Below are 24538 nucleotides of genomic sequence, written 5' to 3' on the forward strand. Positions count from 1 at the left end.
GCTCAGGCCGAGAGCTCGGTGCGCCCCTTGGCGCGGCGAGCCGAGAGGATGGCGCGGCCGGCACGCGTGCGCATGCGGGCGCGGAAGCCGTGCTTCTTGGCGCGGCGGCGGTTGTTGGGCTGGAAGGTGCGCTTGCTCATGGGGACTACTTCCGATCAGGTGTCACCGGGACGCTCGAGACCGGGGACGTGTGTACAGGGGCGACTGCCACGAGGGCATAAGTCAACCGATTAAGGCTACGTCGAGAAGCCCGAGAACTCAAACCGAGCGCAGAACGTGTCATTATGCACCGGCGAGGCGGTCGACCCTGGCACCGACACGCAGGCCGGTTCTACAGTGGAGTTTGCTCACGCGACGCCTCCTGACTAGCGTGGCTCCGGCAGTTATCCACAGGCCTGGACCGACGTTTCCGCGGCCTCCGGTGGAATCATCAACAACCCGGGGGGGCCATGACACCGCACGAAGTTCCAGATGTACCGGTCTGGACGGCCGTTCTGGACGAACTCGTGCGAGACGATCGCATCACCCCGCAGCTGCACGGCTTCATCAGCCTGGCGGTACCGCAGGGTGTCATGGGCGGAACGCTCTATCTCGACGTTCCCAACGATCTGACCGCCGCCCAATTCACCAAGCGCATGCGGGCGCCGATCCTGGAGGCGCTCACACGCGTCGCTCAGGACGTCCAGGACCCGGCGTCGAATTTCCGTGTCGTCGTGAACCCGGACCTCGCCGACGTGCACCTCACCGCGCCGATCGCCGTCCAGTCGGTCACGGCACCGGTCACGCCGGCGATCGGACTGCAGACCGCCGCGCCCGTCGGACGCCCACCGCTCGACGAGCCGGGGGATGCAGCATCCGTCTCGCGCAGCGACACCCGGCTGAACCCCAAGTACACGTTCGACAACTTCGTGATCGGGCAGTCCAACCGCTTCGCCCATGCCGCGGCGGTCGCGGTCGCCGAAGCGCCCGCGAAGGCGTACAACCCGCTCTTCATCTACGGCGACTCGGGCCTCGGCAAGACGCACCTTCTGCATGCGATCGGCGACTACGCACTGAGTCTGTATGCCGGCATCCGGGTGCGCTACGTGTCGAGCGAGGAGTTCACCAACGACTTCATCAACTCGATCGCCAACAACCGCGGCTCGGCCTTCCAGGCGCGGTACCGTGATGTCGACATCCTGCTGATCGACGACATCCAGTTCCTCCAGGGCCGGGCCGAGACGCAGGAAGCCTTCTTCCACACCTTCAACCAGCTGCACGACCACGACAAGCAGGTCGTGATCACGAGCGACGTGCCCCCGAAGCACCTCACCGGCTTCGAGGACCGCATGCGCAGCCGGTTCGAGTGGGGCCTCATCACCGATGTGCAGGCGCCCGACCTCGAGACGCGCATCGCGATCCTCCGCAAGAAGGCGCAGTCCGAGCGGCTCCACATTCCCGACGAGGTGATGGAGTACATCGCGACGGTGGTGTCGAGCAACATCCGCGAGCTCGAAGGCGCCCTCATCCGTGTCTCGGCGTTCGCCAGCCTCAACCGCTCGACGCTCGACATGTCGCTCGCCCAGACGGTGCTGCGTGACATCGTCGACCAGGACGACGCCAACGTCATCTCGCCGACCGACATCATCACGGCGACGGCGGCCTACTTCAAGCTCACCGTCGACGACCTGTACGGGTCGAGCCGCTCGCAGTCGGTGGCCACTGCGCGTCAGATCGCGATGTACCTGTGTCGGGAGCGCACGAGCCTGTCGCTTCCCAAGATCGGGCAGCTGTTCGGCAACCGAGACCACACGACCGTGATGTACGCCTACAAGAAGATCAGCGAGCTCATGAAAGAGCGCCGGTCGATCTACAACCAGGTGACGGAGATCACCGCGCAGCTCGGCCGCAACGGTCGCTGAAGCGTCCTCTACACCCCCCGAGGGGCCTGTGCGTCACGACGCGCGGGCCCCTCGGCGCATATGCCCGAAGAAGTTCTTGACACGCGCGGGGAGCAGGGCCATCATTTCGGTTCTTCACAGTGTGGAAAACCTGTGGATAACTCTCCCAAGCTGCGGAAACCCCTGTGAACGAGCGGGGGAGACCTGTGGATGGATTGAACTGTCCACAGGTTCTGTCATTCGGCTTTCCGACGGCTCTCCGGAGCGTCTCCACAACTCACACGTGTGTGGTTTCCGTCTCCTGACTGGCAACTCGACTGTTGTCCACAGTTTCCACAGCCGTTAACACCATGACAAGAAATCCCTGAGATGAACCCCGTCCGATCACCTTTGCGGTGGACAAGTCCCGAGACCCGGATGCGGACTGGCAATCTCCGAGGCTGGCACTAGCATGAGAACCCCGAGCCCGCAGTCGAAGGGCCCGCTGCAGAGGGAGCGTTCGTGAAGTTCCACGTCAATCGCGATGTGTTCAGCGAAGCCGTATCGTTCGTCGTGAAGCTTCTTCCGCAGCGCAACCCCCAGCCGATCCTCGCGGGCGTGCTGATCGAGGCATCCGAAGAGGGTCTCTCGCTTGCGGCGTTCGACTACGAAGCGTCCGCGCGCACCACGATCGAGGCGACCGTCGACGAGCCGGGCACGATCCTCGTCCACGGCCGGCTCCTCTCCGACATCGCCAGCCGCCTGCCGAACGCGCCGATCCAGATCGAGGTCGACGACGACGGCGGCATCCTGCTCACCTGCGGCTCCGCCCGGTTCACCCTCGCGTCCATGCCCGTCCAGGAGTACCCTGCGATCCCCGAGGTCACGGGCGACTCCGGACTCGTGCCGTCCGAGGACTTCGCCACCGCGATCGCGCAGGTCGCCTTCGCCGCCTCCCGGGACGACGTCACCCCCGTGCTCACGGGCGTGCAGCTCGAGGTCTCGGGCACGAGCCTCAGCCTCGTCGCCACCGACCGCTACCGGGTCGCCCTCCGCGAGATCCCGTGGGACGCCGGCACCGTGGCGAGCGAGGAGTCGACCACCGCACTCGTGCCCGCCCGCACCCTCACCGAGGTGGGCAAGACGTTCGCCCACGGGGGCGACATCTCCATCGCGTTCTCGGGTTCGGGCGATCGCGAGATCATCGCCTTCACCGCGGGCAACAAGACCGTGACGTCGCTGCTCATCAAGGGCAACTTCCCGCCCGTGCGGCGTCTGTTCCCCGAGCAGACCGAGCACCACGCGGTGGTCAACACGGCCGAGCTCGCCGAGGCCGTGCGCCGTGTGTCGCTCGTGCTCGACCGTTCGGCCCCGCTGCGCTTCACCTTCACCGCCGACAGCGTGTCGATGGATGCCTCGGGCACCGAGCAGGCGCGCGCCACCGAGTCCGTCGACGCGACGCTGCTGGGCGGCGACGAGGTCACCCTGGGTCTCAACCCCCAGTACCTGCTGGAGTCGCTCGGCGCGGTGAAGAGCGAGTTCGTGCGCATCACGTTCACCTCGAGCGAGAACGCGAACAAGCTCAGCCCCGTTCTCATCACGCCGCAGACCTCGGTCGACCGCGCGGGGTCGGACTCGTTCCGCTACCTGCTGCAGCCGAACCTGCTGCTGCGCTGATCACGGATCAGCGCAGCAGAACGTCGGTCCCGATCGTGAGGCTTGTGCGGTGATCGTGGAGCACCTGAGTCTCGTCGACTTCCGCAACTATGCCGCCGCCGACGTCGAGCTCGGGCCTGGCCCCAACGTGTTCGTCGGCCGCAACGGCCAGGGCAAGACGAATCTGGCCGAGGCCATCGGCTTCTTCGCCACCCTCGGCTCGCACCGCGTCTCGAACGACGCACCGATGGTGCGCGACGGAGCGGACGCCGCGATCATCCGGGCCCGACTGGCCCACGGCGAGCGTCGCGTGCAGCTCGAGGCCCAGGTGAATCGGCAGGGTTCGAACAAGGCCCGCGTGAACGGTGCTCCGGTGAAGCCGGCGGAACTGCCTCGCTACGCGCAGGTCGTGCTCTTCGCCCCCGAAGACCTGCAGATCGTGCGCGGCGATCCGTCGGCGCGCCGCCGATTCGCCGATCAGCTCCTGGTGCAGCGCGCTCCGCGCATGGCCGGCGTGATCGCGGACTACGACCGCGTGCTCAAGCAGCGCACCGCGCTGCTGAAGTCGGCGAAGGCCCGCGGCATCCGCGGCGACGCCCTCTCGACCCTCGACGTGTGGGACGACAAGCTCGTCTCGCTCGGCACACAGCTCATCGCGGCGCGCCTTGTGCTCGCCGCCGATCTCGCGACTCCGCTCGCGGCCGCGTACACCGCGATCGCCGGCGCCGACCACCAGCCCGAGATCGAGTGGGCGCTCTCGGTCGCGGGCGCCGATACCGGCGAGGACGCCGACGGCGGCTCGGCGGCCGCGTCATCCACGGCCGCGCACGCAGACGCCGGACGCACGGATGCCTCGACCAGCCGCATCGCGGAGCTCTTCCGTCAGGCGCTCTCGGCGAAGCGCGCATCCGAGCTCGAGCGCGGGCTCACGTTGGTCGGACCCCATCGCGACGACCTGCTGCTGCGCATCCGCGGTCTTCCGGTGAAGGGGTACGCGTCGCATGGCGAGTCGTGGTCGGTCGCGCTCTCGCTGCGGCTGGCGTCCGCCGAGCTCCTGCGCGCCGACTCGCGCCTGGGCGATCCGGTGCTCATCCTCGACGACGTCTTCGCCGAGCTCGACACCGATCGCCGCGCCCGCTTGGCGCACCTCGCCGCCGACTACGAGCAGGTCGTGGTGACCGCCGCGGTCGAGGGCGATGTGCCGAAGGGGCTGCGGGCGCGGATGGTGCGGGTCGAGGCCGGTCGCATCGTGGGCCCCGTGGATGGCGAGGGCACGGATGCCTGATCCACGTGTACCCGAGCCTTCCGAGCGGCCGCGGGACGCCGCATCCGTTCCTGCTGCAGCTGCACCGCTCGATCGCACGGCTGTCCCCGAGACCATCTCGACCTACCTGCGCCTGCGCGGGCTCGAGCCCTCGGCCAGGTCGTACCGCAAGCGGCGGCGGCGCACCGCGGACGACGACAACATCCCGTTCGCCCCGGGACGCGACCCGCGCGGGGTGGGCGACGTGCTCGCCGATCTCACCCGGGAGGCCGGCTGGGACCCGCAGCTCGCGCGCGAAGACGTCGTGCGCGCGTGGGACCAGGTGGCCGGCGAAGACACCGCGAAGCACACCCGGCCGGTCGCGTTCTCGGACGGAACGCTCACCATCCGGGCCGACTCGACGGCATGGGCGAAGCAGCTCCAGTTGATGCGCGCGCAGATCCTCTCGGAGATCGTTCGCCGCTACCCCGAGGCGGGGGTCGATGCGGTCCGGTTCATCGGGCCGGACGTCCCCTCCTGGAAATGGGGTCCCAGAACGATTCCAGGGCGGGGTCCGCGCGATACCTACGGATAAGACACGTCGGGAGGCATCCAGGGGAATTTTATCCCGTTACAGGGGCGTAGAGCGCTGTGATCGGGCCGTTACCCGATAGACTGTCGAGGCCCGTGTCGAAGGATTTGGAGCCCTCGCGAAGATGACGTCTGACAACCCCGATAACGTTTCCGAGGAACCCGAAACGCCCGCTCAGGCTCCCAACGGATCAGCCAGCGACTACGGGGCAGACGCCATCCAGGTGCTCGAGGGTCTCGAGGCCGTGCGCAAGCGACCCGGCATGTACATCGGCTCGACAGGTGAGCGCGGCCTCCACCACCTGGTGTACGAGATCGTCGACAACTCCGTGGACGAGGCGCTCGCCGGCTTCTGCGACACCATCAGCGTCACGATCCTCCCCGACGGTGGCCTGCGCGTCGTCGACAACGGCCGTGGCATCCCGGTCGACATCCACCGCACCGAGGGCAAGTCGACCGTCGAGGTCGTGCTCACCGTGCTGCACGCGGGCGGCAAGTTCGGCGGTGGCGGGTACGCGGTGTCGGGCGGCCTCCACGGCGTCGGCTCGTCGGTCGTGAACGCGCTGTCGACGCGCCTCGAGGTCGAGGTGAAGCGCCAGGGGCACGTCTGGCGGCAGTCCTACCGCGATGGCGGGCAGCCGCAGGCGCCCCTCGCGAAGGGTGAGCCGACCGACGAGACCGGCACGACGATTCAGTTCTGGCCCGACGACACCATCTTCGAGTCGGTGAACTTCGACTACGACACGCTGCGCACGCGCTTCCAGCAGACGGCGTTCCTCAACAAGGGGCTGCGGATCACGCTCTCCGACGAGCGCCCCGAGTCGACCTACGTCACGGATGCCGAGGGCGGAGGCTCCGAGGAGCGCCAGCCGTTCGACGACTTCTACTACGAGCGCGGCCTCGTCGACTACGTCGAGTACCTCAACAAGGTGCGCCATGCCGACGTCGTCAACGAGGAGATCATCGAGATCGAGTCGGAGGACACCGTCCGCCACATCTCGCTGGAGCTCGCGATGCAGTGGACGTCGAGCTACACCGAGAACGTCTTCACCTTCGCGAACACGATCAACACGCACGAGGGCGGCACGCACGAGGAGGGCTTCCGTGCGGCTCTCACCACGCGCATCAACGCCTACGCGCGCGACAAGAACCTCCTCAAGGAGAAGGACGACAACCTCACCGGCGACGACATCCGCGAGGGTCTCACCGCCGTGATCTCGGTCAAGCTCTCCGAGCCGCAGTTCGAGGGGCAGACCAAGACCAAGCTCGGCAACACCGAGGCGAAGGCCTTCGTGCAGAAGGTCGTCGGCGATCAGCTCGCCGACTGGCTGGACCGCAACCCGGTGCAGGCCAAGCGCGTCATCACCAAGGCCATCGACGCCGCGACCGCTCGCATGGCGGCCCGCAAGGCGCGCGAGACCGCCCGCCGCAAGAGCGTCTTCGAGTCGGCGGCGATGCCCGACAAGCTGAAGGACTGCACCAGCAAGGACCCGTCGATCAGCGAGATCTTCCTCGTCGAGGGCGACTCGGCCGGCGGCTCGGCGGTGCAGGGCCGCGATCCGCACACCCAGGCGATCCTGGCCCTCCGCGGCAAGATCCTCAACGTCGAGCGCGCACGGCTCGACAAAGCGCTGGGCAACCGCGAGGTGCAGGCGATGATCCAGGCCTTCGGCACGGGCATCGGCGAGGACTTCGACATCGACAAGGCGCGCTATCACAAGATCGTGCTGATGGCGGATGCCGACGTCGACGGCCAGCACATCACGACGCTCCTGCTCACCATGCTGTTCCGCTACATGCGCGGGCTCATCGAGGCCGGGTTCGTGTACCTCGCGATGCCGCCGCTGTACCGGCTCAAGTGGACCAACTCGCCGCACGAGTACGTGTACTCCGACAAGGAGCGCGACGCGCTGCTCGCCGACGGCCTGGCGAACGGCAAGCGGATCCCGAAGGAGGGCATCCAGCGCTACAAGGGTCTCGGCGAGATGAACGCCAAGGAGCTGTGGGAGACCACGATGGACCACAGCACCCGGACCCTGCGCCAGGTGACCATCGATGACGCGGCCGCCGCGGACGAGATCTTCTCGGTGCTGATGGGCGAGGACGTCGAGTCGCGTCGCACGTTCATCCAGCGCAACGCGAAGGACGTCCGCTTCCTCGACATCTGAGGCTTCCCCAGGCTCAGAGACCGCGGTTCACAAAGAAGACGAGATAACAGACATGGCAGAAGACGAGCGTCCCGACGTGAACGCCGAGCACGACCACGGTCGCATCGACCAGGTGGACCTGCAGCTCGAGATGCAGCGCAGCTACCTGGATTACGCGATGGCCGTCATCATCGGCCGCGCGCTCCCCGACGTGCGCGACGGCCTGAAGCCGGTGCACCGCCGCGTGATCTACGGCATGTACGACGGCGGTTTCCGTCCCGACAAGTCGTTCTCGAAGTGCGCGCGCGTCGTCGGCGAGGTCATGGGTCAGTACCACCCCCACGGTGACACCGCGATCTACGACGCCCTCGTCCGACTGGTGCAGCCGTGGTCGCTGCGCTACCCGCTCGCGCAGGGGCAGGGTAACTTCGGCTCGCCCGGCAACATGGGCGCCGCCGCCCCGCGCTACACCGAGACGAAGATGGCTCAGCTCGCGCTCGAGATGGTGCGCGACATCGAGGAAGAGACCGTCGACTTCCACGACAACTACGACGGTCAGACCCAGGAGCCGTCGGTGCTGCCGGCGCGTTTCCCGAACCTGCTCGTCAACGGCTCCGTCGGCATCGCCGTCGGCATGGCGACCAACATCCCGCCCCACAACCTCCGTGAGGTCGCCGCCGGGGCACTGTGGGCGCTCGAGCACCCCGAGGCGTCGCGCGAAGAGCTGCTCGATGCGCTCATGGAGCGCATCCCCGGGCCGGACTTCCCGACCGGCGCGCAGATCCTGGGCACCAAGGGCATCCGCGAGGCGTACCGCACCGGCCGCGGCTCCATCACGATGCGCGCCGTCGTCGCCATCGAAGAGATCCAGGGCCGCACCTGCCTGGTCATCACCGAACTGCCGTACCAGGTCAACCCCGACAACCTCGCGGTCAAGATCGGCGACCTCGCCCGTGACGGCAAGATCACCGGCATCGCCGACATCCGCGACGAGACCTCGGACCGCACCGGTCAGCGCCTCGTGGTGGTGCTGAAACGGGATGCCGTCGCGAAGGTCGTGCTGAACAACCTGTACAAGCACACCCAGCTGCAGGAGAACTTCGGCGCCAACATGCTCGCGATCGTCGACAACGTGCCGCGCACGCTGTCGCTCGACGGATTCGTCACGCTGTGGCTCGATCACCAGATCGACGTCATCGTCCGCCGCACCGGCTTCCGCCTGCGCAAGGCCGAAGAGCGCATGCACATCCTCCGCGGCTACCTCAAGGCGCTCGATGCGCTGGACGAGGTCATCGCGCTGATCCGCCGCTCGCCCAACGCGCAGGAGGCGAACGAGGGACTGCAGAAGCTCCTCGACGTCGACGAAGCGCAGGCCGATGCGATCCTCCAGCTGCAGCTGCGCCGCCTCGCGGCCCTCGAGCGGCAGAAGATCATCGACGAGGCCGCCGAGCTCGAGCTGCAGATCGCGGACTACCAGGAGATCCTGGCCACCCCGCAGCGTCAGCGCGACATCATCCGCGAGGAGCTCACGGCGATCGTCGACAAGTTCGGCGACGAGCGCCGCACGCACATCCTCCACGGGTTCGACGGCGACATGTCGATGGAAGACCTGATCCCTGAAGAGGAGATGGTCATCTCGGTGACGCGCGACGGCTACATCAAGCGCACCCGCAGCGACAACTACCGCCAGCAGCACCGCGGCGGCAAGGGCGTGAAGGGCGCGCAGCTGCGCGCCGACGATGTCGTCGAGCACTTCTTCGTCACCACGACCCACCACTGGCTGCTGTTCTTCACGAACAAGGGCCGCGTGTACCGCTCGAAGGCGTACGAGGTGCCGGAGGCCGGGCGCGACGCGAAGGGCCAGCACGTCGCGAACCTCCTCGCACTCCAGCCCGACGAGGAGATCGCGCAGATCCTCGACATCCGCGACTACTCCGTCGCGACCTACCTCGTGCTGGCGACCCGCAGCGGACTCGTCAAGAAGACGCGCCTCACCGAGTACGACACGAACCGTCAGGGCGGCATCATCGCCATCAAGATCCGCGGCCAGGTCCCCGAGGACGGCGACGAGGTCGAGGCCGGTCCCGAGGACGAGGTGGTCAGCGCGCTGCTGGTCGACGAGGGCGACGACATCCTCCTCATCAGCCGCCACGGCATGTCCCTGCGCTTCTCGGCGACCGATTCGGCGCTGCGGCCGATGGGCCGGTCGACCTCCGGCGTGAAGGGAATGGACTTCCGCGCCGGCGACAGCCTGCTCTCGGCGTCGGTCGCGACCGACGACGGCTACGTCTTCGTCGTGACCGAGGGCGGGTACGCCAAGCGCACCGCGGTCGACCAGTACCGCATGCAGAATCGCGGCGGATTGGGCATCAAGGTGGCCAAGCTGAGCGAGGATCGCGGCGATCTCGCGGGCGGTCTCATCGTCTCCGAGGACGACGAGGTCTTGGTGGTTCTTGCCAGCGGCAAGGTGGTACGCTCTGCCGTGGCCGAGGTCCCCGCCAAGGGCAGAGACACGATGGGTGTCGTGTTCGCCCGCTCCAGCGACGACGATCGCATCATCGCGATCGCGCGCAACGGCGAACGCGGCCTCGCAGAAGAATCCGAGGATGCATCCACCGACGGCGTCGACGCGGCACCGTCGTCCGAGACCCCCCTCCAGACCGACACTCTCGGATCGGATGCCTCGCCCCAGACCCCCGAAGAGAGCACTGACGCATGAGCACGGTAGCCGACAAGCTCGCCAAGAAATCGAGTCACAAGACCAGCGCGAAGCAGGTTCGCCTGCGCCTGGTGTACGTGGACTTCTGGTCCGCAGTGAAGCTGTCCTTCCTCGCCGCGATCGCCATCGCGGTGGTGACGGTCGTGGCGTTCGTGATGGTCTTCCTGGTGGTGCAGACCACCGGCCTGATCGCGAAGGCCGACGAGTTCTTCTCGAGCTTCTCCGATGGCAGCATCCTGCTGTCGCAGTTCGTGAGCTTCCCGCAGGTGCTCGCCTTCTCGGCCGTCGTCGCCATCCTGAACCTCGTGGTCGTGACGGTGCTCGGCGCCGTGATCGCGGGCATCTACAACCTCGCGGTCAAGGTGACCGGCGGCCTCCTGGTCGGCTTCACCTCGAACTGACGCACTGGCCGAGCGCCGGCATCCGTGATTCGATTCCGGATGCCGGCGCTCGGCGTCTGCGCACTACACCACGGTGGTGCCGAGCAGGGTGCCGATGAGCCACGTGGCGGCGAGGGCGAGCGCGCCGCCGAGCACGAGGCGGGTGGCCGCACGCCCCTTCGGAGCACCGCCGAGGTGGGCGGAGACCGTGCCGGTCGCGGCCAGCGCAACGAGCACGGCGACGAAGGTCACCGGCACGCGCCACTCGGGCGGCGGGAGCAGGATCGCCAGGAGCGGGAGCAACGCGCCCAGGGTGAACGCGATCGCGGAGGAGACCGCTGCATGCCACGGGTTGACGAGATCGTCCTGGTCGATGTGCAGCTCCACCTCGAGGTGGGCGGACAGGGCGTCGTGCGCCGTGAGCTCCTGCGCCACCTGACGGGCTGTCGCGTCGGTCAGGCCACGGTCGCGGTAGAGCTGGGTCAGTTCCTCGAGCTCCGCGTCGGGCATGTCGCGCAATTCACCGCTCTCCTTGGCGATGAGCGCCCGCTCCGTGTCGCGCTGACTGCTGACGGAGACGTACTCCCCCAGAGCCATCGAGATGGCGCCGCCGACGAGGCCGGCGATGCCGGCGGTGAAGAGCGCACCGGTGTTCGTCGTGGCCCCCGCCACGCCGACGACGAGGGCCGCGACCGAGACGATGCCGTCGTTCGCCCCCAGAACTCCGGCGCGCAGCCAGTTGAGCCGTTGTCCGAGTCCGACGCCGTGCGGTTCGCCGGGGTGAGAAATCCGCGCCACGAGCCCAGTCAACCAGGCCGATTCGTGAAATCGCGATTCGTCGGGTAAAGTCTTGGAGGTTGCGGAGCGCAGGTTCCGCAGACAAACGGGGCTATAGCTCAGGCGGTTAGAGCGCTTCACTGATAATGAAGAGGTCCCAGGTTCAAGTCCTGGTAGCCCCACCGTAAGCCCCGGGGCCTTAGCTCAGTTGGTAGAGCGCCTGCTTTGCAAGCAGGATGTCAGGAGTTCGAATCTCCTAGGCTCCACAGACACGAAGCCGGTTCCGAGAGGGACCGGCTTCTGCGTTCTCCCGGGAGTCCTGCGCAGTTAGGGTGAAGCATGGACCTGCGTGTCGCGGCGTACGCGGTGATCGTCGACGATGACGACCGTCTGCTGCTCGCGCACTGGAACGAGGGTCGTCGCGCCGCGTGGACGATGCCCGGCGGCGGGCTCGAGCCCGGTGAGGACCCCGAGAGCGCCGCGCGCCGTGAGGTCAAGGAAGAGACCGGCTATCGGGTCGAGATCGACGGGCTTCTCGGCATCCATTCCCGCGTGATCCCCCCGGGCCGCAGGCTCCGACCCGGTGCGAGCCTTCCCCTGCACACGCTGCGCATCGTCTACCGCGCCCGCATCACGGGCGGGAGGCTCCGCAACGAGACCGGCGGCTCGACCGACCGCGCCGAGTGGTTCCCGCTGGCGGAGGTGCGCGCCCTCCAGCGGGTCAAGCTGGTCGATATCGCCCTCGATATGGCGGGGATCCAACTGCCGCCGGCGGACTGACGGGGACGGATGCCGTCAACCGATGGGCTGTGAGATGTCGGCGACCGTCGCACCGTAGGCCGCGATGAGCGCGTCGGCGTCGACGAACATGCTGTAGCCGTGCGCTCCCGCCCCCATCGCGATCCGCTGACCCACGATCTCGCTGTCGGCGTAGATCGGCCAGTCGTGCGTGCTGCCTAGCGGCACGATCGTGCCCCGCTCATAGCCGGTGGCCGCCAGGGCGCGCGCCGGATCGGGCAGCTGAAGCTTGTTGACGCCCACCACGGCGCGCAGCTTCGGCCACGAGATCGCACGGTCCCCCGGGATCAGGGCGAACAGGTAGGTGTCGTCGCTGCGCTTGACGACGAGCGTCTTCACGATGCCCGAAGGCGGGATGCCGAGGATCGCGGCAGCCTCCGGCAGACTGTTCGCCGCCGGACGCTCCCGGATCTCGACGTCGAGGCCGCGCTGGGCGGCCGCCGCGCGGACGCGGTCGACTCCGGTCAGAGCCTCACCCGTGGCGGGCTCAGGCATCCGGCGCGCGCAGCGGGTCGTCAGCGACCCAGAGCTCGTCGTCGGCGCGCAGCGTCTGCCACGCGGCGTACAGCACGCCGACCGCGGCGGCGACGCCCAGGATGATGGCGATGACGCCGCCGGCGCCGATGCCCTTCTTGGCCGGGACCGGCGCGGCCTTCGTCCACGACGATGGGAGGCTGAACCCGCGCCCGGAGGAGAGGTGCGAGCGCTGCTCGTTGGCGGCATCCCACACCGACAGCGCGGAGCCGACCACGGCGCCCGCTGCCGGGATGACGGTGCGGTTGACGACGTTGCGGCCCTTGTCGACGTAGGGTGCGGCGTACTTGTCGTAGCCGGCCTGCACCTGCGGCTTGACCTGCTCCCGCCCGTAGTTGCCGAGCTGCCGGCTCGCTTCCCGTGCGATGCCGGCGGCCTCGCCGACCAGGATCTGCTGGGCCTCCCACAGGTTTCCGGCCTGCTTCTGCAGCTTGTGGAGTTCCTTCTTGCGCTTGCGGCTGAGGCTCACGGTTGCCCTCCCTGTCGTGGGGATGTCGGTCTCTTCATCTTGCCAGACCGCCGCTCGGACGGGAGGGGTTGCAGGGAACTCTGAGACAATGTAGGAATGCCGCTTCACACTGCTGTCGCAACGATCCACACCAACTACGGCGACATCGTCGTCAATCTCTTCGGCGACCAGGCTCCTCGCACCGTGCAGAACTTCATCGGCCTGTCCGACGGTTCGCAGGCGTGGACGCACCCGGCGACCGGCAAGCCGGGCGAAGGCCCGCTGTACAAGGACGTCATCTTCCACCGCATCATCTCGGGCTTCATGATCCAGGGCGGCGACCCGCTCGGTCAGGGCGTGGGCGGTCCGGGCTACAACTTCAACGACGAGATCAACGGCGAGCTCACGTTCACCGAGCCGTACAAGCTCGCCATGGCCAACGCGGGCCTGCGCCGCAACGCCATCACCGGCAAGCCCGAGGGCACCAACGGCTCGCAGTTCTTCATCACCGTCCCGGGCCAGGGCGGCCGCGGGCCCGAGTGGCTGCAGGGCAAGCACACCATCTTCGGCGAGGTCGCCGACGATGCCTCGAAGGCCGTCGTCGACACCATCAGCGACGTGCCGACCGCGGCCGGCGATCGCCCGATCGAGCCCGTCGTCATCCAGTCGATCGACATCGCCACGGTCTGAGCGCATCGCGCCACCGGGTCCGGAGCACGCGCTGCCCCGGACCCGGACATCCGCATCCCTGAGCCCGGCGAGACAGAGACGGGGCCCGCGTGAGCACGCAGGACTTCCAGCGCAACCGCGAAAACTTCTGCTATCGGCATCCCGACCGACAGAGCTTCGTGCTCTGCCAGCGATGCCTGCGCACGATCTGCCCGGAGTGCCAGACGCCCGGTGCGGTCGGGGTCATCTGCCCCGAGTGCCTCCGCGACCAGCAGAAGGCGCAGTCGCCGGCGCAGAAGAAGGCCGAACGGCGGTGGTCTCGCCCGCGCGCGATGTCGGCGTCGTCCGGTCAGCCCGTGGTGACCTACACGATCATCGCGATCACCGTCTTCGTGTATCTGCTCACCCTCATCCCGGGCGGGTTCGGCGACACCGTGTCGCAATGGCTCCTCTATTGGGCTCCCCTGCTGTACCCCGACATCCAGGGCACGTTCGAACCGTGGCGTCTGCTGACGGTCTCCCTCGTGCATTCGGGCATCTGGCATGTGGGACTCAACATGCTCGCCCTGTGGATGATCGGACGCAGCCTCGAGCCCCTTCTCGGCCGCTGGCGGTTCCTCACGCTGTACCTGCTGAGCGCGCTGGGCGGCTCGGTCGCCGTCACGCTCCTGTCGTTCACGACCCCCGTGGTAGGGGCATCGGGGGCCATCTTCGGCCTGTTCGGAGCCCTCCTCGTGATCGGTCGTCACATCGGCGCCAACATCGCCGGCATTGCGCTGGTACTCGGAATCAACCTCGTGATCGGGTTCATTCCCGGATTCAACGTGTCGTGGCAGGCCCATGTCGGCGGACTCGTCGTCGGCGTGCTCGTCGCCTTCATCTACACGCGCACGCGTGCGGTCCGCCAGCGCGGCTTGCAGATCGGCCTGCTCGTCGCCGTCGGCGCGGGACTGGTCGCACTGCTGTTCGTGCCGGTCCTCCTCCCCGGCCTCGTCATCCTCTGAACAGAGTTATCCACAGGCTCATCCACACCCTGGGGAGAATGACACCGGTGTAATTCACAGGTGTTAACAGAGTTGTTAACAACTCCGGATCGGCCGGGTCGACAGCATCCGGGTATGGAAAAACCCCGGTCGTCATAGACCGGGGTTTCTCTCTCGAAGTGTGTCGCTAGCGCCAGCGCGTCGTCATCAGGAAGCCGATGAAGGCGATGCCGAAGCCGATCACGAGGTTCCATGCCCCGATGTCCGGGATCGGGAACGCCATGCCGCTCAGGTAGAAGACGAGGATCCACACCAGACCGATGAGCATCAGTCCGATCATGATCGGCTTGAACCACACCGGGTTGGGTGCGGCTTCGCCTTCTGCGCGCTCGACGAGCGAGTCGTCGTCTTTGCCGGGTCGTGCCATGCAGAAGAGTCTAACTGCCAGGCACGCCACAGCCCGCCCTGATTAGAATCCACCTGTGGATGACGCGCTGCCCGGCCCGAGGCGAGCTGCTCGCGGGGCCCGAGCCCCCCGGCGGCGCACGTCCGTCGTCGGAGTGATCGGCGAGGTCCTCATCACCGCCGGTGTCATCGTTCTCCTCTACGTCGTGTGGCAGCTGTGGGTGGGAGACCTCATCTACGGCGCCGAGCGCAACGCCGAGGGCACCGAGCTGTCGCAGGAGTGGCAGCAGCAGTACGAGGAGCAGAATCCCGAGGCCGCGCCCGCTCCGACGACCGACCCCGAGGCCGATCCGCAGATCGAGCCCGTCACGGCCGCGCCGCCGGTGATCCCGGAGCCCGCAGACGCCGAGACCTTCGCCATCATGCGGATCCCCCGCTTCGGTGCGGACTACGCCGTGCCGATGGCCGGTGGCGTCACGCGGGCCCGCACCCTCGATCCGATCGGCATCGGCCATTATCCCGGCACGAAGATGCCGGGCGAGGTGGGCAACTTCGCCGTCGCCGCGCACCGCACCACGTGGGGCAAGCCCTTCAACCGCATCGCCGACCTGCGCGTCGGCGACGCGATCGTCGTCGAGACGCAGGAGGGCTGGTACACCTACCGCTTCCGCACGCTCGAGTACGTCACACCGAACGAGGTCGAGGTGCTCCTTCCGGTTCCCCAGGCGATGGACGTCCCCGCGAGCACCGCCTACATCACGCTCACCAGCTGCAGCCCGATGTACGCGATGACCGAGCGCATCGTGGCGTACGGCGTCTTCGAGTCGTTCACCCCCCGCTCCGCCGGCGAACCGGCATCCCTCCAGGCGGTGGCCTGATGTACGCGGGACTGTGGCGGATCCTCCCCGGCCCGTGGTGGGTGCGGGTGCTCATCCTGCTCGTGCTGATCGCCGCGGTGCTGTACGGACTCCTCTTCTACGTCTTCCCGTGGGTCAGCCAGTTCGTGAACCCGCAGGAGGTCACCGTCACGCTCCCCGCCGCACCGGCCGGGGTGGCCCTGACGTGACGGCCCCCTCGCCGGCGCCGATCCTCGTCGTCGACAACCACGACAGCTTCGTGCACACCCTGATCGGGTACCTGCACGAGCTGGGCGCCGACACCGACCTGGTCGAGGCGGACTCCATCGCCGACCCGCCCCTCGACATCTCCGGACGACCGGGGGTCCTCGTCTCCCCCGGACCCGGCACCCCTGCCGACGCGGGGGCGTCGATCGACGTGGTCCGCGCGGCGGCGGCCGGCGGCATCCCTCTCCTCGGTGTGTGTCTGGGTCATCAGGCGATCGGCGAGGCGTTCGGCGCCACGGTCGATCACGCGCCGGAGCTGATGCACGGCATGACCTCGCTCGTGCACCACGACTCCTCGCCCCTGTATGCGGGACTGCCGGATCCGTTCACCGCCACCCGCTACCACTCGCTCGCGATCGTTCCCGAGACGCTCCCCGGCGACCTCGTCGTCACGAGTCGCACGGCGAGCGGCGTCATCATGGGCGTCGCGCATCGCTCCGCGCCGATCGTCGGAGTGCAGTTCCACCCCGAGAGCGTGCTGACCGAGGGCGGGTACCGCCTGCTCGGCAACTGGCTCGCCTCGATCGGGTACACGGATGCTGCGTCCCGCGGCGCGGCGCTGAGCCCGCGGCGCTGAGCGTGCGCTGAGCGTCCGGCCGTCGAGCGGACGGCTCAGGCGCCCGTGCAGTACGTCAGCGTGATCTCGGAGTGCACCGCGACATCGCCGGGCGTCAGGGACTGCGACGACACCGTCGGCTGGGTCGAGCCCGCACAGTTCGGGTCCTCGGCCGGGATCACCGTCAGGCCGAGGCTCTCGAGCTCCCGCGTCGCCGCTTCGACGGTGTAGCCCCGCACGTCGTTGATGGCCACCCGGCCCGAGGCCACCACGAGGTTCACCATCGTGCCGGTGGGCACGCTCGCCCCGTCGACGGGGTCGCTCGAGATGACCGTTCCAGCGGCGAGGTCCTTGTCGTTCTGCTGAGTGATCGTGCCCAGCTGCAGGCCCGCTCCGGTGATCGCGGAGGTCGCGGCATCCTGTCCGAGTCCGGTGAGCGTCGGGACCGTGGACATGTCCTGCCCGGTCGACACGTAGACCTTCACCTGCTGATCGGGCGTGACCGATGTGCCCGCCTCGGGGTCGGTGCGGATGACGTTGCCCTCCGCGACCTCGGTGCTCTCCTCGTCGACGCGGATCGCGCGGAGGTCCGAATCGGCGAGGGTGTCGTTCGCGCGCTCGTACGTCATGCCCGACACGTCCGGCACCTCGCGGACGTTGTCCGGAAGCTCGTCGCGCGGCTGGATCGTGAGGACCCAGAACAGCAGCGAGATGAGCAGCACCGCGAGGAGGGCCACGCCCGCCCAGATCCACGCGACCGGCGGACCGGCCTGCGTGCGCTTCATCGTCGTGTCGGTGCTCAGCTGACGCAGCGACCGGGCCGTCTCGGCGGCCTGCCGCGGGTTCGGTCCGTACAGCTCGCTCGTGAGAGCGCCGACCTGGCGCTTGGTGGGCTGGCGGCCGTCGACCGTCGCGTCGAGGGCCTCTCGGAAGCCGGCGGCGTCCTGGTAGCGCTGGAACGGATCCTTCGCCAGGGCGCGCAGGGCGACCGTGTCGAGCGCCCGGGGCACGGTGTCGTTCACCTCGGACGGCGGCACCGGCGCCTCGCTGACGTGCTGGTACGCGACCGCGACGGGCGACTCGCCGCGGAACGGCTGGCGTCCGGTGAGGAGCTCGTACAGCACGACACCCGTCGAGTAGACGTCGGCACGCGCGTCGACGGGCTCGCCCTTGGCCTGCTCGGGCGAGAAGTACGCGGCGGTGCCGAGGATCTGGGTGGTCTCGGCGACCGTCGACGACGAGTCCGACACGGCGCGGGCGATGCCGAAGTCCATCACCTTCACCTGACCGGCATCGGTCACCATGACGTTGCCGGGCTTGATGTCGCGATGCACGACGCCCGCCCGGTGCGAGTACTCGAGAGCCTCGAGGATGCCGTCGACATAGCGGACGGCGTCGGTCACCGGCACCGGGCCCGCGGCGATGATCTCCTTGAGCAGGCGTCCCTTGACGAGCTCCATCACGATGAACGGGACCGGGCGCACCGAGCCGTCGGGTGCGGTCAGCGAGTCCTCGCCGGCGTCGTAGACCCGAACGATCGTCGGATGCGCCATACGGGACGCCGCCTGCGCCTCCAGGCGGAACCGGGTGCGGAACGCGTTGTCGTCGGCCAGCTCACGGTCGAGGATCTTGATCGCGACCTCGCGGCCGAGCGTGAGGTCGTACCCGCGGTAGACGCTCGCCATGCCGCCCCGGCCGATCGGCTCATCGATGCGATAGCGCCCCGAAAGCACGCGCGGCTCAGCTGTCACGGTCACTCCCTGCCTGGAACATCAGCCACACTAGCCGAGCCCGAGCGGGTCGCACGTGCCGTACGACCCGCTCGGAGGACTCACTCAGCCAAGCTCACGGCGTGGGCGTCGGGGTCGGGGCCGCGGCCTCGATCAGCACGGTCGCCTCGGCGGACGCACCCGATGTGCGGTTCCCGGCCGTCCCGCCGCTGCAGGTGACGGTGTACGTGACGATGACGGTCTGACCGGCCGCGTCGCCCGCGGTCACGGTCGCGTTGCGCGCGTTCTGCGGGAAGTTCGGGCCATTGGCGATCGTGCCGTTCTGAACCGTGAAGGTGTACGCGCTCACCGAGCCGGTGCCGGACGGGCACGTGTAGCCCTCCCACATCACCGTCAGCTCGCCGCCGGGCTCCACCGTCGCCGGGGATCCCTGGAACGTCGGGGTAGCCGGAGCGGGCATCGGGGTCTGACCCGCGTACGTCGTCAGCTCGATGATCGTGCCCTTCGGCACGTTGCCCGTCGGGCTGACGCTGTAGATCTTGCCGACGCTGGCCTCATCGGGAGCGGAGTTGCCCTCCTGACAGCTGGCGCCGAGGCCCAGCGCGTCGAGCGCGGCCGACGCGGTGGCGCAGTCCTGGCCCACGTAGTCGTCCGCGACGACGTTCGCCGTCGTGGGGGTCGGCGTCGGGGTGTTGGTGGGTGTTGCCGTCGGCGACGCGGAGGTCTTCGTCGGGTCGGGCTCGGGCTCGTTGCCGGAGTTCGCGACGACGGCCCAGATCGTGCCGATCAGCACGAGCAGCAGCAGCGCGATGAGCGCGATCAGCGGCCACGTCCACGGGCTGCGCTTCTTCTTCTCCGGCGTCTCCTCGGCGCCCTCCTCGCCCGGCGCGGGCATGAGGCGGGTCGCCGCGGACGTGTCGGAGCCGGAGGCGAGCAGCTGGGTCGCCGCGTCGCCGGCGGCGGCCGCCCCCGCGATCGCGGGAACCGCCGCGGCGGCGGCCGCGACGTCGCCCCGGCGAAGCGCCGTGGCCGCGCGTGCGACGGCTGCGGCCGACGCAGGACGCTCCTCGGGCTTCTTGGCGATCATCGCCATGATGAGATTCTGAACGGGAGCGGCGACCGTCGCCGGCAACGCAGGCGGCTGCTCGTTGATCTGCGCCATCGCGATCGCGACCTGCGACTCGCCGGTGAACGGGCGCTTGCCCGCAAGGCACTCGTACGCGACGATGCCCAGCGAGTAGATGTCGGTGGCCGGGGATGCCGGGTGCCCCGATGCCTGCTCCGGCGACAGGTACTGCACGGTGCCCATGACCTGGCCGGTGGCGGTCAGCGGCACCTGGTCGGCGATGCGTGCGATGCCGAAATCGGTGATCTTCACGCGTCCGTCGGGCGTGATCAGAAGGTTCCCGGGCTTGATGTCGCGGTGCACGAGGCCCGCCGCGTGCGCGGCCTGGAGTGCCGCCGAGGTCTGGGCCACGACGTCGAGGGTCTTGTCGGTCGACAGGGATCCGTCGCGCTCGAGGATCGTCGACAGCGCCTCGCCGGGGACGAGCTCCATCACGAGGAAGGCGCTGCCGTTCTCCTCGCCGTAATCGAAGACGCTGGCGATTCCCTCATGGTTGACGAGCGCCGCGTGGCGGGCCTCGGCACGGAAGCGTTCCAGGAAGCCCGGATCGCCCATGTACTCGTCTTTGAGGATCTTGATGGCGACGGTTCGCCCGATGACGTGGTCTGTCGCCTCCCAGACCTCGCCCATGCCGCCGATCGCTATGCGCGAATCGAGTTCGTATCGGCCGCCGAAGGTCACGCCCTGCGTCGGTCTCATCGTCCCAGCACCGCCTCCATGACCTTCTTCGCGATAGGGGCGGCGATGGTGTTGCCGCTGCCCGATTGTCCCTGCCTGCCGCCGTCTTCGACGACCACGGCGACGGCGACCTCGGGGTTGGCGGCAGGAGCGAACCCCGTGAACCAGAGCGTGTACGGCTCATCGCCCGTGTTCTCCGCGGTTCCCGTCTTTCCGGCCACGTCGACCCCGTCTATTCTTGCACCCGACGCGGCACCGTCACGGACATTGGCGACCATCATCCCGACCATCTCGTCCGCGAGGTCAGCGTCGAGGGCGCGTCCGAATTCGCTGTCGTCGAAGGTCTTCTGAACAGACAGATCGGGGCCGATCACGCGGTCTACCATCCTCGGGTTCATCACGATCCCGTCGTTCGCGATGCCCGCCGACACCATCGCCATCTGCAGCGGCGTCGCCGTGACCTGACCCTGGCCGAAACCGCTCAGCGCGGTCTGCGCGTCGTCCTGGATCGTGCGGGGATAGCCAGACGGCGTCGAGATCAGCGGCAGCTCGAACGACAGGTTGAAGCCGTACTTCTCCGCCTCTTCGCGGATCGCGGTGTCGCCGAGCTTCACCGCGAGCTCCGCGAACGGGATGTTGCAGCTCAGCCGCAGAGCGTCGGCGAGGGTGACGGTGTCGCCGGCGCCGCACGTCCCTCCGCTGGCGTTGTGCACGACGCTCGACGACTGCGGCAGCTGGTAGGTCGCCGGGTTCGGAAGCGTGGATTGGGGCGTGTACTCACCGGACGCAAGGGCCGCCGAGGCGACGACGAGCTTGAAGGTGGAGCCGGGAGGGTTGAGGTCGCCGGCGATCGCGCGGTTCGACAGCGGCTTGCCGGGATCGGCGACCAGAGCGTCGTAGGCGGCGTTCACCTCGCTTGTGGCGTGCGAGGCCAGCACATTGGTGTCGAAGCTCGGGCTCGTGACCATCGCCAGCACGCGCCCGGTAGCCGGTTCGATGGCGATGACCGCGCCCTGCAGGTCTCCGAGCGCCTCGTACGCCGCGCGCTGGACGTCGGCGTCGAGGGAGAGCACGACGTTCGATCCGCGCGGGGGCTGCCCCGTGAAGATCCGCTCGATGCGTGACAGGAACTGCGAACCCGCCGTACCGCTGAGCTCCTGGTTCATGGCCTGCTCGATGCCGGTCGCCGAGTTCAGGGCCGGATTGATGTAGCCGGTGACGGGCGCCCACATCTGGGCATCCGTGTAGACACGTTGCCAGCTGTAGAGGTCGCCGGACGGCACCGACGACGCGATGGCCGAACCGCTCGCGATGATCGATCCGCGCTGCACCTCGTACGAGTCGTACAGCGACCGCCGGTTCGCGGGGTTCGCGGCCAGCTCGTCGGTCTGGATCACCTGGATCCAGCTGGTCGAGGCGAACAGGGCGAGGAACATGACCAGCATCAGGATGCTGAGCCTTCTCAATTCCTTCGTCATCTCAGCCGATCACCACCCTCGGCCGGCTGCGGACCGCATCGGAGATGCGCAAGAGCAGGGCGACGATGATCCAGTTCGCCACGAGCGACGAGCCGCCCGCGGCGAGGAACGGCGTCGTGAGGCCGGTGAGCGGGATGAGGCGCGTGACGCCGCCGACCATGATGAACACCTGCAGCGCGATCGTGAACGACAGCCCGGTGGCCAGGAGCTTGCCGAAGTCGTCCTGCCCGGCGAGGCCGATGCGGATGCCGCGACTCGTGAACACCATGTACAGGCACAGGATCGCGAAGACGCCGATGAGGCCGAGTTCCTCGCCGAGCGCCGGGAGGATGTAGTCGCTCTCGGCGACGGGCGTGAGGTACGGCCGCCCCTGCCCGAGGCCGGTGCCCAGCAGGCCGCCGTTCGCCATGCCGAAGATGCCGTTGACGAGCTGGTAGCTGGAGTTGTCCATCAGCTCGGGGTTGAAGGCGTCGAGCCAGTTGTTGAAGCGCGCGCCGACGTACGGCAGGATCCGCGAGGCGAGGAACGCGCCCGACACCGCGAGCACGACGCCGATGAGCACCCAGCTGGTCTTGCCGGTGGCGACGTAGAGCATCGCGACGAACATGCCGAAGATGAGCACGCCGGTGCCGAGGTCGCGCTGCAGCACGATGATGCCGAGCGACACGAGCCAGATCACCAGCAGCGGCCCGAGCTCCCGAGCCCTCGGCCAGGTCATGCCGAGGAAGCGTGTGCCGGTCGAGGTCAGGCTCTCGCGCGTTCGGACGAGATAGCCGGCGAAGAAGATGCCGAGCGCGATCTTCGCGAGCTCGCCGGGCTGGAACGTGAAGAAGCCCAGGTCGACCCACACGTCGGCATTGCCGCCGCCGCTGAGTCCCGGGATCACCGGCAGGATCAGCAGCACGATGCCGACGAAGCCGAAGATGTACGTGTACCGGAACAGCACGCGGTAGTTCTTGAGGAACATCACGACGAGGATGGCCGCGACCAGGGCGATCGCCGCCCACGCGAGCTGACGCGTCGAGAACGCGTCCCACCCGTGGCGCTCCCAGTACAGATCGAGCCGGTAGATCATCGCGAGACCGAGGCCGGTGAGCAGCGTCGCGATCGGCACGACGAACGGGTCGGCGGCGCGGGCGCGCAGACGCAGCAGGATGTGCAGGGCGATCACGAGGGCGGTGAGGCCTCCGCAGTAGACGAGGAACGTCCAGTCGATGACGCCCTGCGCGCCGAGCTGAACGAGCGCGATCGCCGACCCGTTGATCGCGAAAGCGAAGATCAGCAGCGCCAGTTCGCGGTTACGCTGGGTCTGCGGCACGCGGATGCGCCGCAGCGCCCGCACGACGGCGGTGTCGGCGGAGACGGCGTCGGTGGGCGTGTTCGTGGATGCGTTCACCCGCCTCCTCCCGCCAGGTCGCTGATTCCCGACACGATCTGCCGCGCGTGCGACAGCGAGTTCGCCGAGATGGTCTGCTCCACCGTCGCACGGGCGAAGTTCGAGAGCGAATCGAGCGGGATGCCGGTGTCTTCGTAAGGGGTCGACAGCGAGATCGGCCCGATGCCCTGCTGCACGCCCTGGTAGATGACGACGGTGTCCTCGTCGGCGCCGACGAAGTAGCGCGTCTGGGTCCACTGGTAGCCGAGCCATGCCGCACCCGCGAGGATCACGAGCACCAGTGCGAGGCCCGCGATCCATCCGATGCGGCGCCGGCGCGCGCGGCGGCGGTCCTCTTCTATGAGCTCTTCCAGGAACTCGGGCGCCGGCTCGAAGTGGGTGGGCTCATTGGCGGCCTGGCGGTTCGGGTGCAGCCAGCTCGAGCGCCGGGGGGCGGCGGCAGGCACCTCGACGCCGACCGGGTTCGACGCGGAGCCCACGATCGTGGGGGTTCCGGAGAAGAGCGGATGCTGCCCGCCGACGTCGACGATGACGATCGTGACGTTGTCGGGGGCGCCGCCGTCGAGTGCCTGCTTGAGCAGGTTGTCGGCGGTGCGGCCGGGCGCGAGCCCGAGCCCCATGGCCTTGGACGTGTGCGCATCGTCGACGACGCCCGAGAGGCCGTCCGAGCACAGCAGCCAGCGGTCGCCGGGCTGCGTCGGCATGATGAACGTGTCGAGCTCGGGGTCGGTGTCCATGTCGCCGAGCACGCGCATGAGCACCGAGCGGCGCGGGTGGTAGCGCGCCTCCTCGGGTGTGATCCGGCCCGAGTCGACCAGGCGCTGAACGAACGTGTGGTCCGTCGTGATCTGCGTGAGGGCACCGTCGCGGAACAGGTAGATGCGCGAGTCGCCGATGTGGGCGATGACGGCGTATTCGTCCACCATGATCAGGGCACTGACGGTGGTGCCCATGCCGGCGAGCTCCGGGCGGGCGCCGACCGTGTCGACCAGGTCGACCGCGGCGTCGGAGATCGCGTCGCGAAGCGCCCGCTCCGCCTCGGCGGTCGAGTCGAACGGCCGGTCGAGATCCTGCAGGCGCGAGATCGCGAGGCTCGACGCGACGTCGCCGCCGGCGTGGCCGCCCATGCCGTCCGCGACGACGAACAGGTTCGAGCCGGCGTACCCGGAGTCCTGGTTGTTGGAGCGCACCTTGCCGGTGTGCGAGATCGCGGCGCTCGAGCCCTGGAAGACCATGTGCGA

General features: G+C 68.3%; 23 protein-coding genes and 2 tRNA genes. 15 read left to right on the forward strand and 10 right to left on the reverse strand.

Annotation, left to right across the window (positions count from 1 at the left end; translation table 11 throughout):
• Positions 1 to 2: 2 nt before the first annotated feature.
• Entirely contained in the window at positions 3 to 140 is a 138-nt protein-coding gene (rpmH, locus tag JNB61_RS07245) for a 50S ribosomal protein L34 (RefSeq protein WP_022879826.1), read from the reverse strand.
• A 309-nt stretch (positions 141 to 449) separates the two neighbouring features.
• On the opposite strand from rpmH, the gene dnaA reads away from it, so the two are divergent.
• The 7 genes from dnaA (at position 450) to JNB61_RS07280 (ending at position 10616) form a co-directional block, all read left to right on the forward strand.
• Entirely contained in the window at positions 450 to 1901 is a 1452-nt protein-coding gene (gene dnaA, locus JNB61_RS07250) for a chromosomal replication initiator protein DnaA (protein ID WP_220339198.1), read from the forward strand.
• Positions 1902 to 2381: 480 nt separating this feature from the next.
• The gene (gene dnaN / locus JNB61_RS07255) at positions 2382 to 3536 is read left to right on the forward strand and encodes a DNA polymerase III subunit beta (protein ID WP_220288923.1); all 1155 of its coding nucleotides are present in this window, start codon (positions 2382 to 2384) and stop codon (positions 3534 to 3536) included.
• A gap of 49 nt (positions 3537 to 3585) precedes the next feature.
• Entirely contained in the window at positions 3586 to 4800 is a 1215-nt protein-coding gene (gene recF, locus JNB61_RS07260) for a DNA replication/repair protein RecF (protein WP_220339199.1), read from the forward strand.
• A complete protein-coding gene (locus JNB61_RS07265) occupies positions 4793 to 5353 on the forward strand; it encodes a DUF721 domain-containing protein (protein WP_223214690.1) in 561 nt (186 codons plus the stop codon). The genes recF and JNB61_RS07265 overlap by 8 nt, the downstream gene beginning before the upstream one ends.
• 121 nt (positions 5354 to 5474) lie before the next feature.
• A complete protein-coding gene (gene gyrB, locus JNB61_RS07270; protein WP_220288925.1) occupies positions 5475 to 7517 on the forward strand; it encodes a DNA topoisomerase (ATP-hydrolyzing) subunit B in 2043 nt (680 codons plus the stop codon).
• A 52-nt stretch (positions 7518 to 7569) separates the two neighbouring features.
• The gene (gyrA, locus tag JNB61_RS07275; RefSeq protein WP_220288926.1) at positions 7570 to 10215 is read left to right on the forward strand and encodes a DNA gyrase subunit A; all 2646 of its coding nucleotides are present in this window, start codon (positions 7570 to 7572) and stop codon (positions 10213 to 10215) included.
• On the forward strand, positions 10212 to 10616 hold the full coding sequence (locus JNB61_RS07280) for a DUF3566 domain-containing protein (protein WP_045301979.1): 405 nt from the start codon (positions 10212 to 10214) through the stop codon (positions 10614 to 10616). Before gyrA ends, JNB61_RS07280 begins: the two co-directional genes overlap by 4 nt.
• A gap of 63 nt (positions 10617 to 10679) precedes the next feature.
• Here the strand turns inward: JNB61_RS07280 and JNB61_RS07285 are convergent, their stop codons facing one another.
• The gene (locus JNB61_RS07285; RefSeq protein WP_220339200.1) at positions 10680 to 11393 is read right to left on the reverse strand and encodes a VIT1/CCC1 transporter family protein; all 714 of its coding nucleotides are present in this window, start codon (positions 11391 to 11393) and stop codon (positions 10680 to 10682) included.
• 87 nt (positions 11394 to 11480) lie between these two features.
• On the opposite strand from JNB61_RS07285, the gene JNB61_RS07290 reads away from it, so the two are divergent.
• The 3 genes from JNB61_RS07290 (at position 11481) to JNB61_RS07300 (ending at position 12152) form a co-directional block, all read left to right on the forward strand.
• Positions 11481 to 11554 (forward strand) — tRNA-Ile (locus tag JNB61_RS07290).
• An 11-nt stretch (positions 11555 to 11565) separates the two neighbouring features.
• A tRNA-Ala gene (locus JNB61_RS07295) sits at positions 11566 to 11638 on the forward strand.
• 73 nt (positions 11639 to 11711) lie between these two features.
• Entirely contained in the window at positions 11712 to 12152 is a 441-nt protein-coding gene (locus JNB61_RS07300; RefSeq protein WP_220339201.1) for an NUDIX hydrolase, read from the forward strand.
• Between the two features lie 15 nt (positions 12153 to 12167).
• Here JNB61_RS07300 and JNB61_RS07305 read toward each other — a convergent pair whose 3' ends face one another.
• Together JNB61_RS07305 and JNB61_RS07310 are read right to left on the reverse strand one after the other, a co-directional pair.
• Positions 12168 to 12665 (reverse strand): aminoacyl-tRNA deacylase, encoded by a 498-nt coding sequence (locus JNB61_RS07305; RefSeq protein WP_220339202.1) that lies wholly within the window; start codon positions 12663 to 12665, stop codon positions 12168 to 12170.
• Entirely contained in the window at positions 12658 to 13173 is a 516-nt protein-coding gene (locus JNB61_RS07310; protein WP_220339203.1) for a DNA helicase, read from the reverse strand. Before JNB61_RS07310 ends, JNB61_RS07305 begins: the two co-directional genes overlap by 8 nt.
• Before the next feature lie 96 nt (positions 13174 to 13269).
• Here JNB61_RS07310 and JNB61_RS07315 point away from each other — a divergent pair, with 96 nt between their 5' ends.
• The gene (locus JNB61_RS07315) at positions 13270 to 13842 is read left to right on the forward strand and encodes a peptidylprolyl isomerase (protein WP_159840711.1); all 573 of its coding nucleotides are present in this window, start codon (positions 13270 to 13272) and stop codon (positions 13840 to 13842) included.
• 89 nt (positions 13843 to 13931) lie between these two features.
• Entirely contained in the window at positions 13932 to 14825 is an 894-nt protein-coding gene (locus JNB61_RS07320) for a rhomboid family intramembrane serine protease (RefSeq protein ID WP_159840709.1), read from the forward strand.
• Positions 14826 to 14991: 166 nt separating this feature from the next.
• Here the strand turns inward: JNB61_RS07320 and JNB61_RS07325 are convergent, their stop codons facing one another.
• On the reverse strand, positions 14992 to 15231 hold the full coding sequence (locus JNB61_RS07325; RefSeq protein ID WP_045301992.1) for a cell division protein CrgA: 240 nt from the start codon (positions 15229 to 15231) through the stop codon (positions 14992 to 14994).
• Positions 15232 to 15286: 55 nt separating this feature from the next.
• Between JNB61_RS07325 and JNB61_RS07330 the strand changes: the two genes are divergently transcribed.
• Genes JNB61_RS07330 through JNB61_RS07340 form a run of 3 tightly spaced genes read left to right on the forward strand, consistent with a single transcriptional unit; the run spans position 15287 to position 16910 of the window.
• On the forward strand, positions 15287 to 16087 hold the full coding sequence (locus JNB61_RS07330) for a class E sortase (protein ID WP_308289146.1): 801 nt from the start codon (positions 15287 to 15289) through the stop codon (positions 16085 to 16087).
• Entirely contained in the window at positions 16087 to 16275 is a 189-nt protein-coding gene (locus JNB61_RS07335; RefSeq protein ID WP_220339204.1) for a hypothetical protein, read from the forward strand. The genes JNB61_RS07330 and JNB61_RS07335 overlap by 1 nt, the downstream gene beginning before the upstream one ends.
• A complete protein-coding gene (locus tag JNB61_RS07340; RefSeq protein WP_220339205.1) occupies positions 16272 to 16910 on the forward strand; it encodes an anthranilate synthase component II in 639 nt (212 codons plus the stop codon). The genes JNB61_RS07335 and JNB61_RS07340 overlap by 4 nt, the downstream gene beginning before the upstream one ends.
• A gap of 35 nt (positions 16911 to 16945) precedes the next feature.
• Here JNB61_RS07340 and pknB read toward each other — a convergent pair whose 3' ends face one another.
• The 5 genes from pknB to JNB61_RS07365 all read right to left on the reverse strand — a co-directional run bounded on the left by pknB (position 16946) and on the right by JNB61_RS07365 (position 24532).
• Positions 16946 to 18640: a Stk1 family PASTA domain-containing Ser/Thr kinase gene (pknB, locus tag JNB61_RS07345; protein WP_220339206.1), complete on the reverse strand. Its 1695-nt coding sequence runs from the start codon at positions 18638 to 18640 to the stop codon at positions 16946 to 16948.
• 94 nt (positions 18641 to 18734) lie between these two features.
• Complete coding sequence (locus JNB61_RS07350; protein ID WP_220339207.1) at positions 18735 to 20444, reverse strand: serine/threonine-protein kinase; 1710 nt, start codon at positions 20442 to 20444, stop codon at positions 18735 to 18737.
• A complete protein-coding gene (locus JNB61_RS07355; protein ID WP_220288934.1) occupies positions 20441 to 21901 on the reverse strand; it encodes a peptidoglycan D,D-transpeptidase FtsI family protein in 1461 nt (486 codons plus the stop codon). The genes JNB61_RS07350 and JNB61_RS07355 overlap by 4 nt, the downstream gene beginning before the upstream one ends.
• Position 21902: 1 nt before the next feature.
• A complete protein-coding gene (locus JNB61_RS07360; protein WP_159840695.1) occupies positions 21903 to 23297 on the reverse strand; it encodes an FtsW/RodA/SpoVE family cell cycle protein in 1395 nt (464 codons plus the stop codon).
• Complete coding sequence (locus tag JNB61_RS07365) at positions 23294 to 24532, reverse strand: PP2C family protein-serine/threonine phosphatase (RefSeq protein WP_220288935.1); 1239 nt, start codon at positions 24530 to 24532, stop codon at positions 23294 to 23296. Before JNB61_RS07365 ends, JNB61_RS07360 begins: the two co-directional genes overlap by 4 nt.
• Between the last annotated feature and the right edge of the window lie 6 nt (positions 24533 to 24538).

It is taken from the genome of Microbacterium ureisolvens (assembly GCF_019511645.1).
In the GTDB taxonomy this organism is placed as follows: domain Bacteria; phylum Actinomycetota; class Actinomycetes; order Actinomycetales; family Microbacteriaceae; genus Microbacterium; species Microbacterium ureisolvens_A.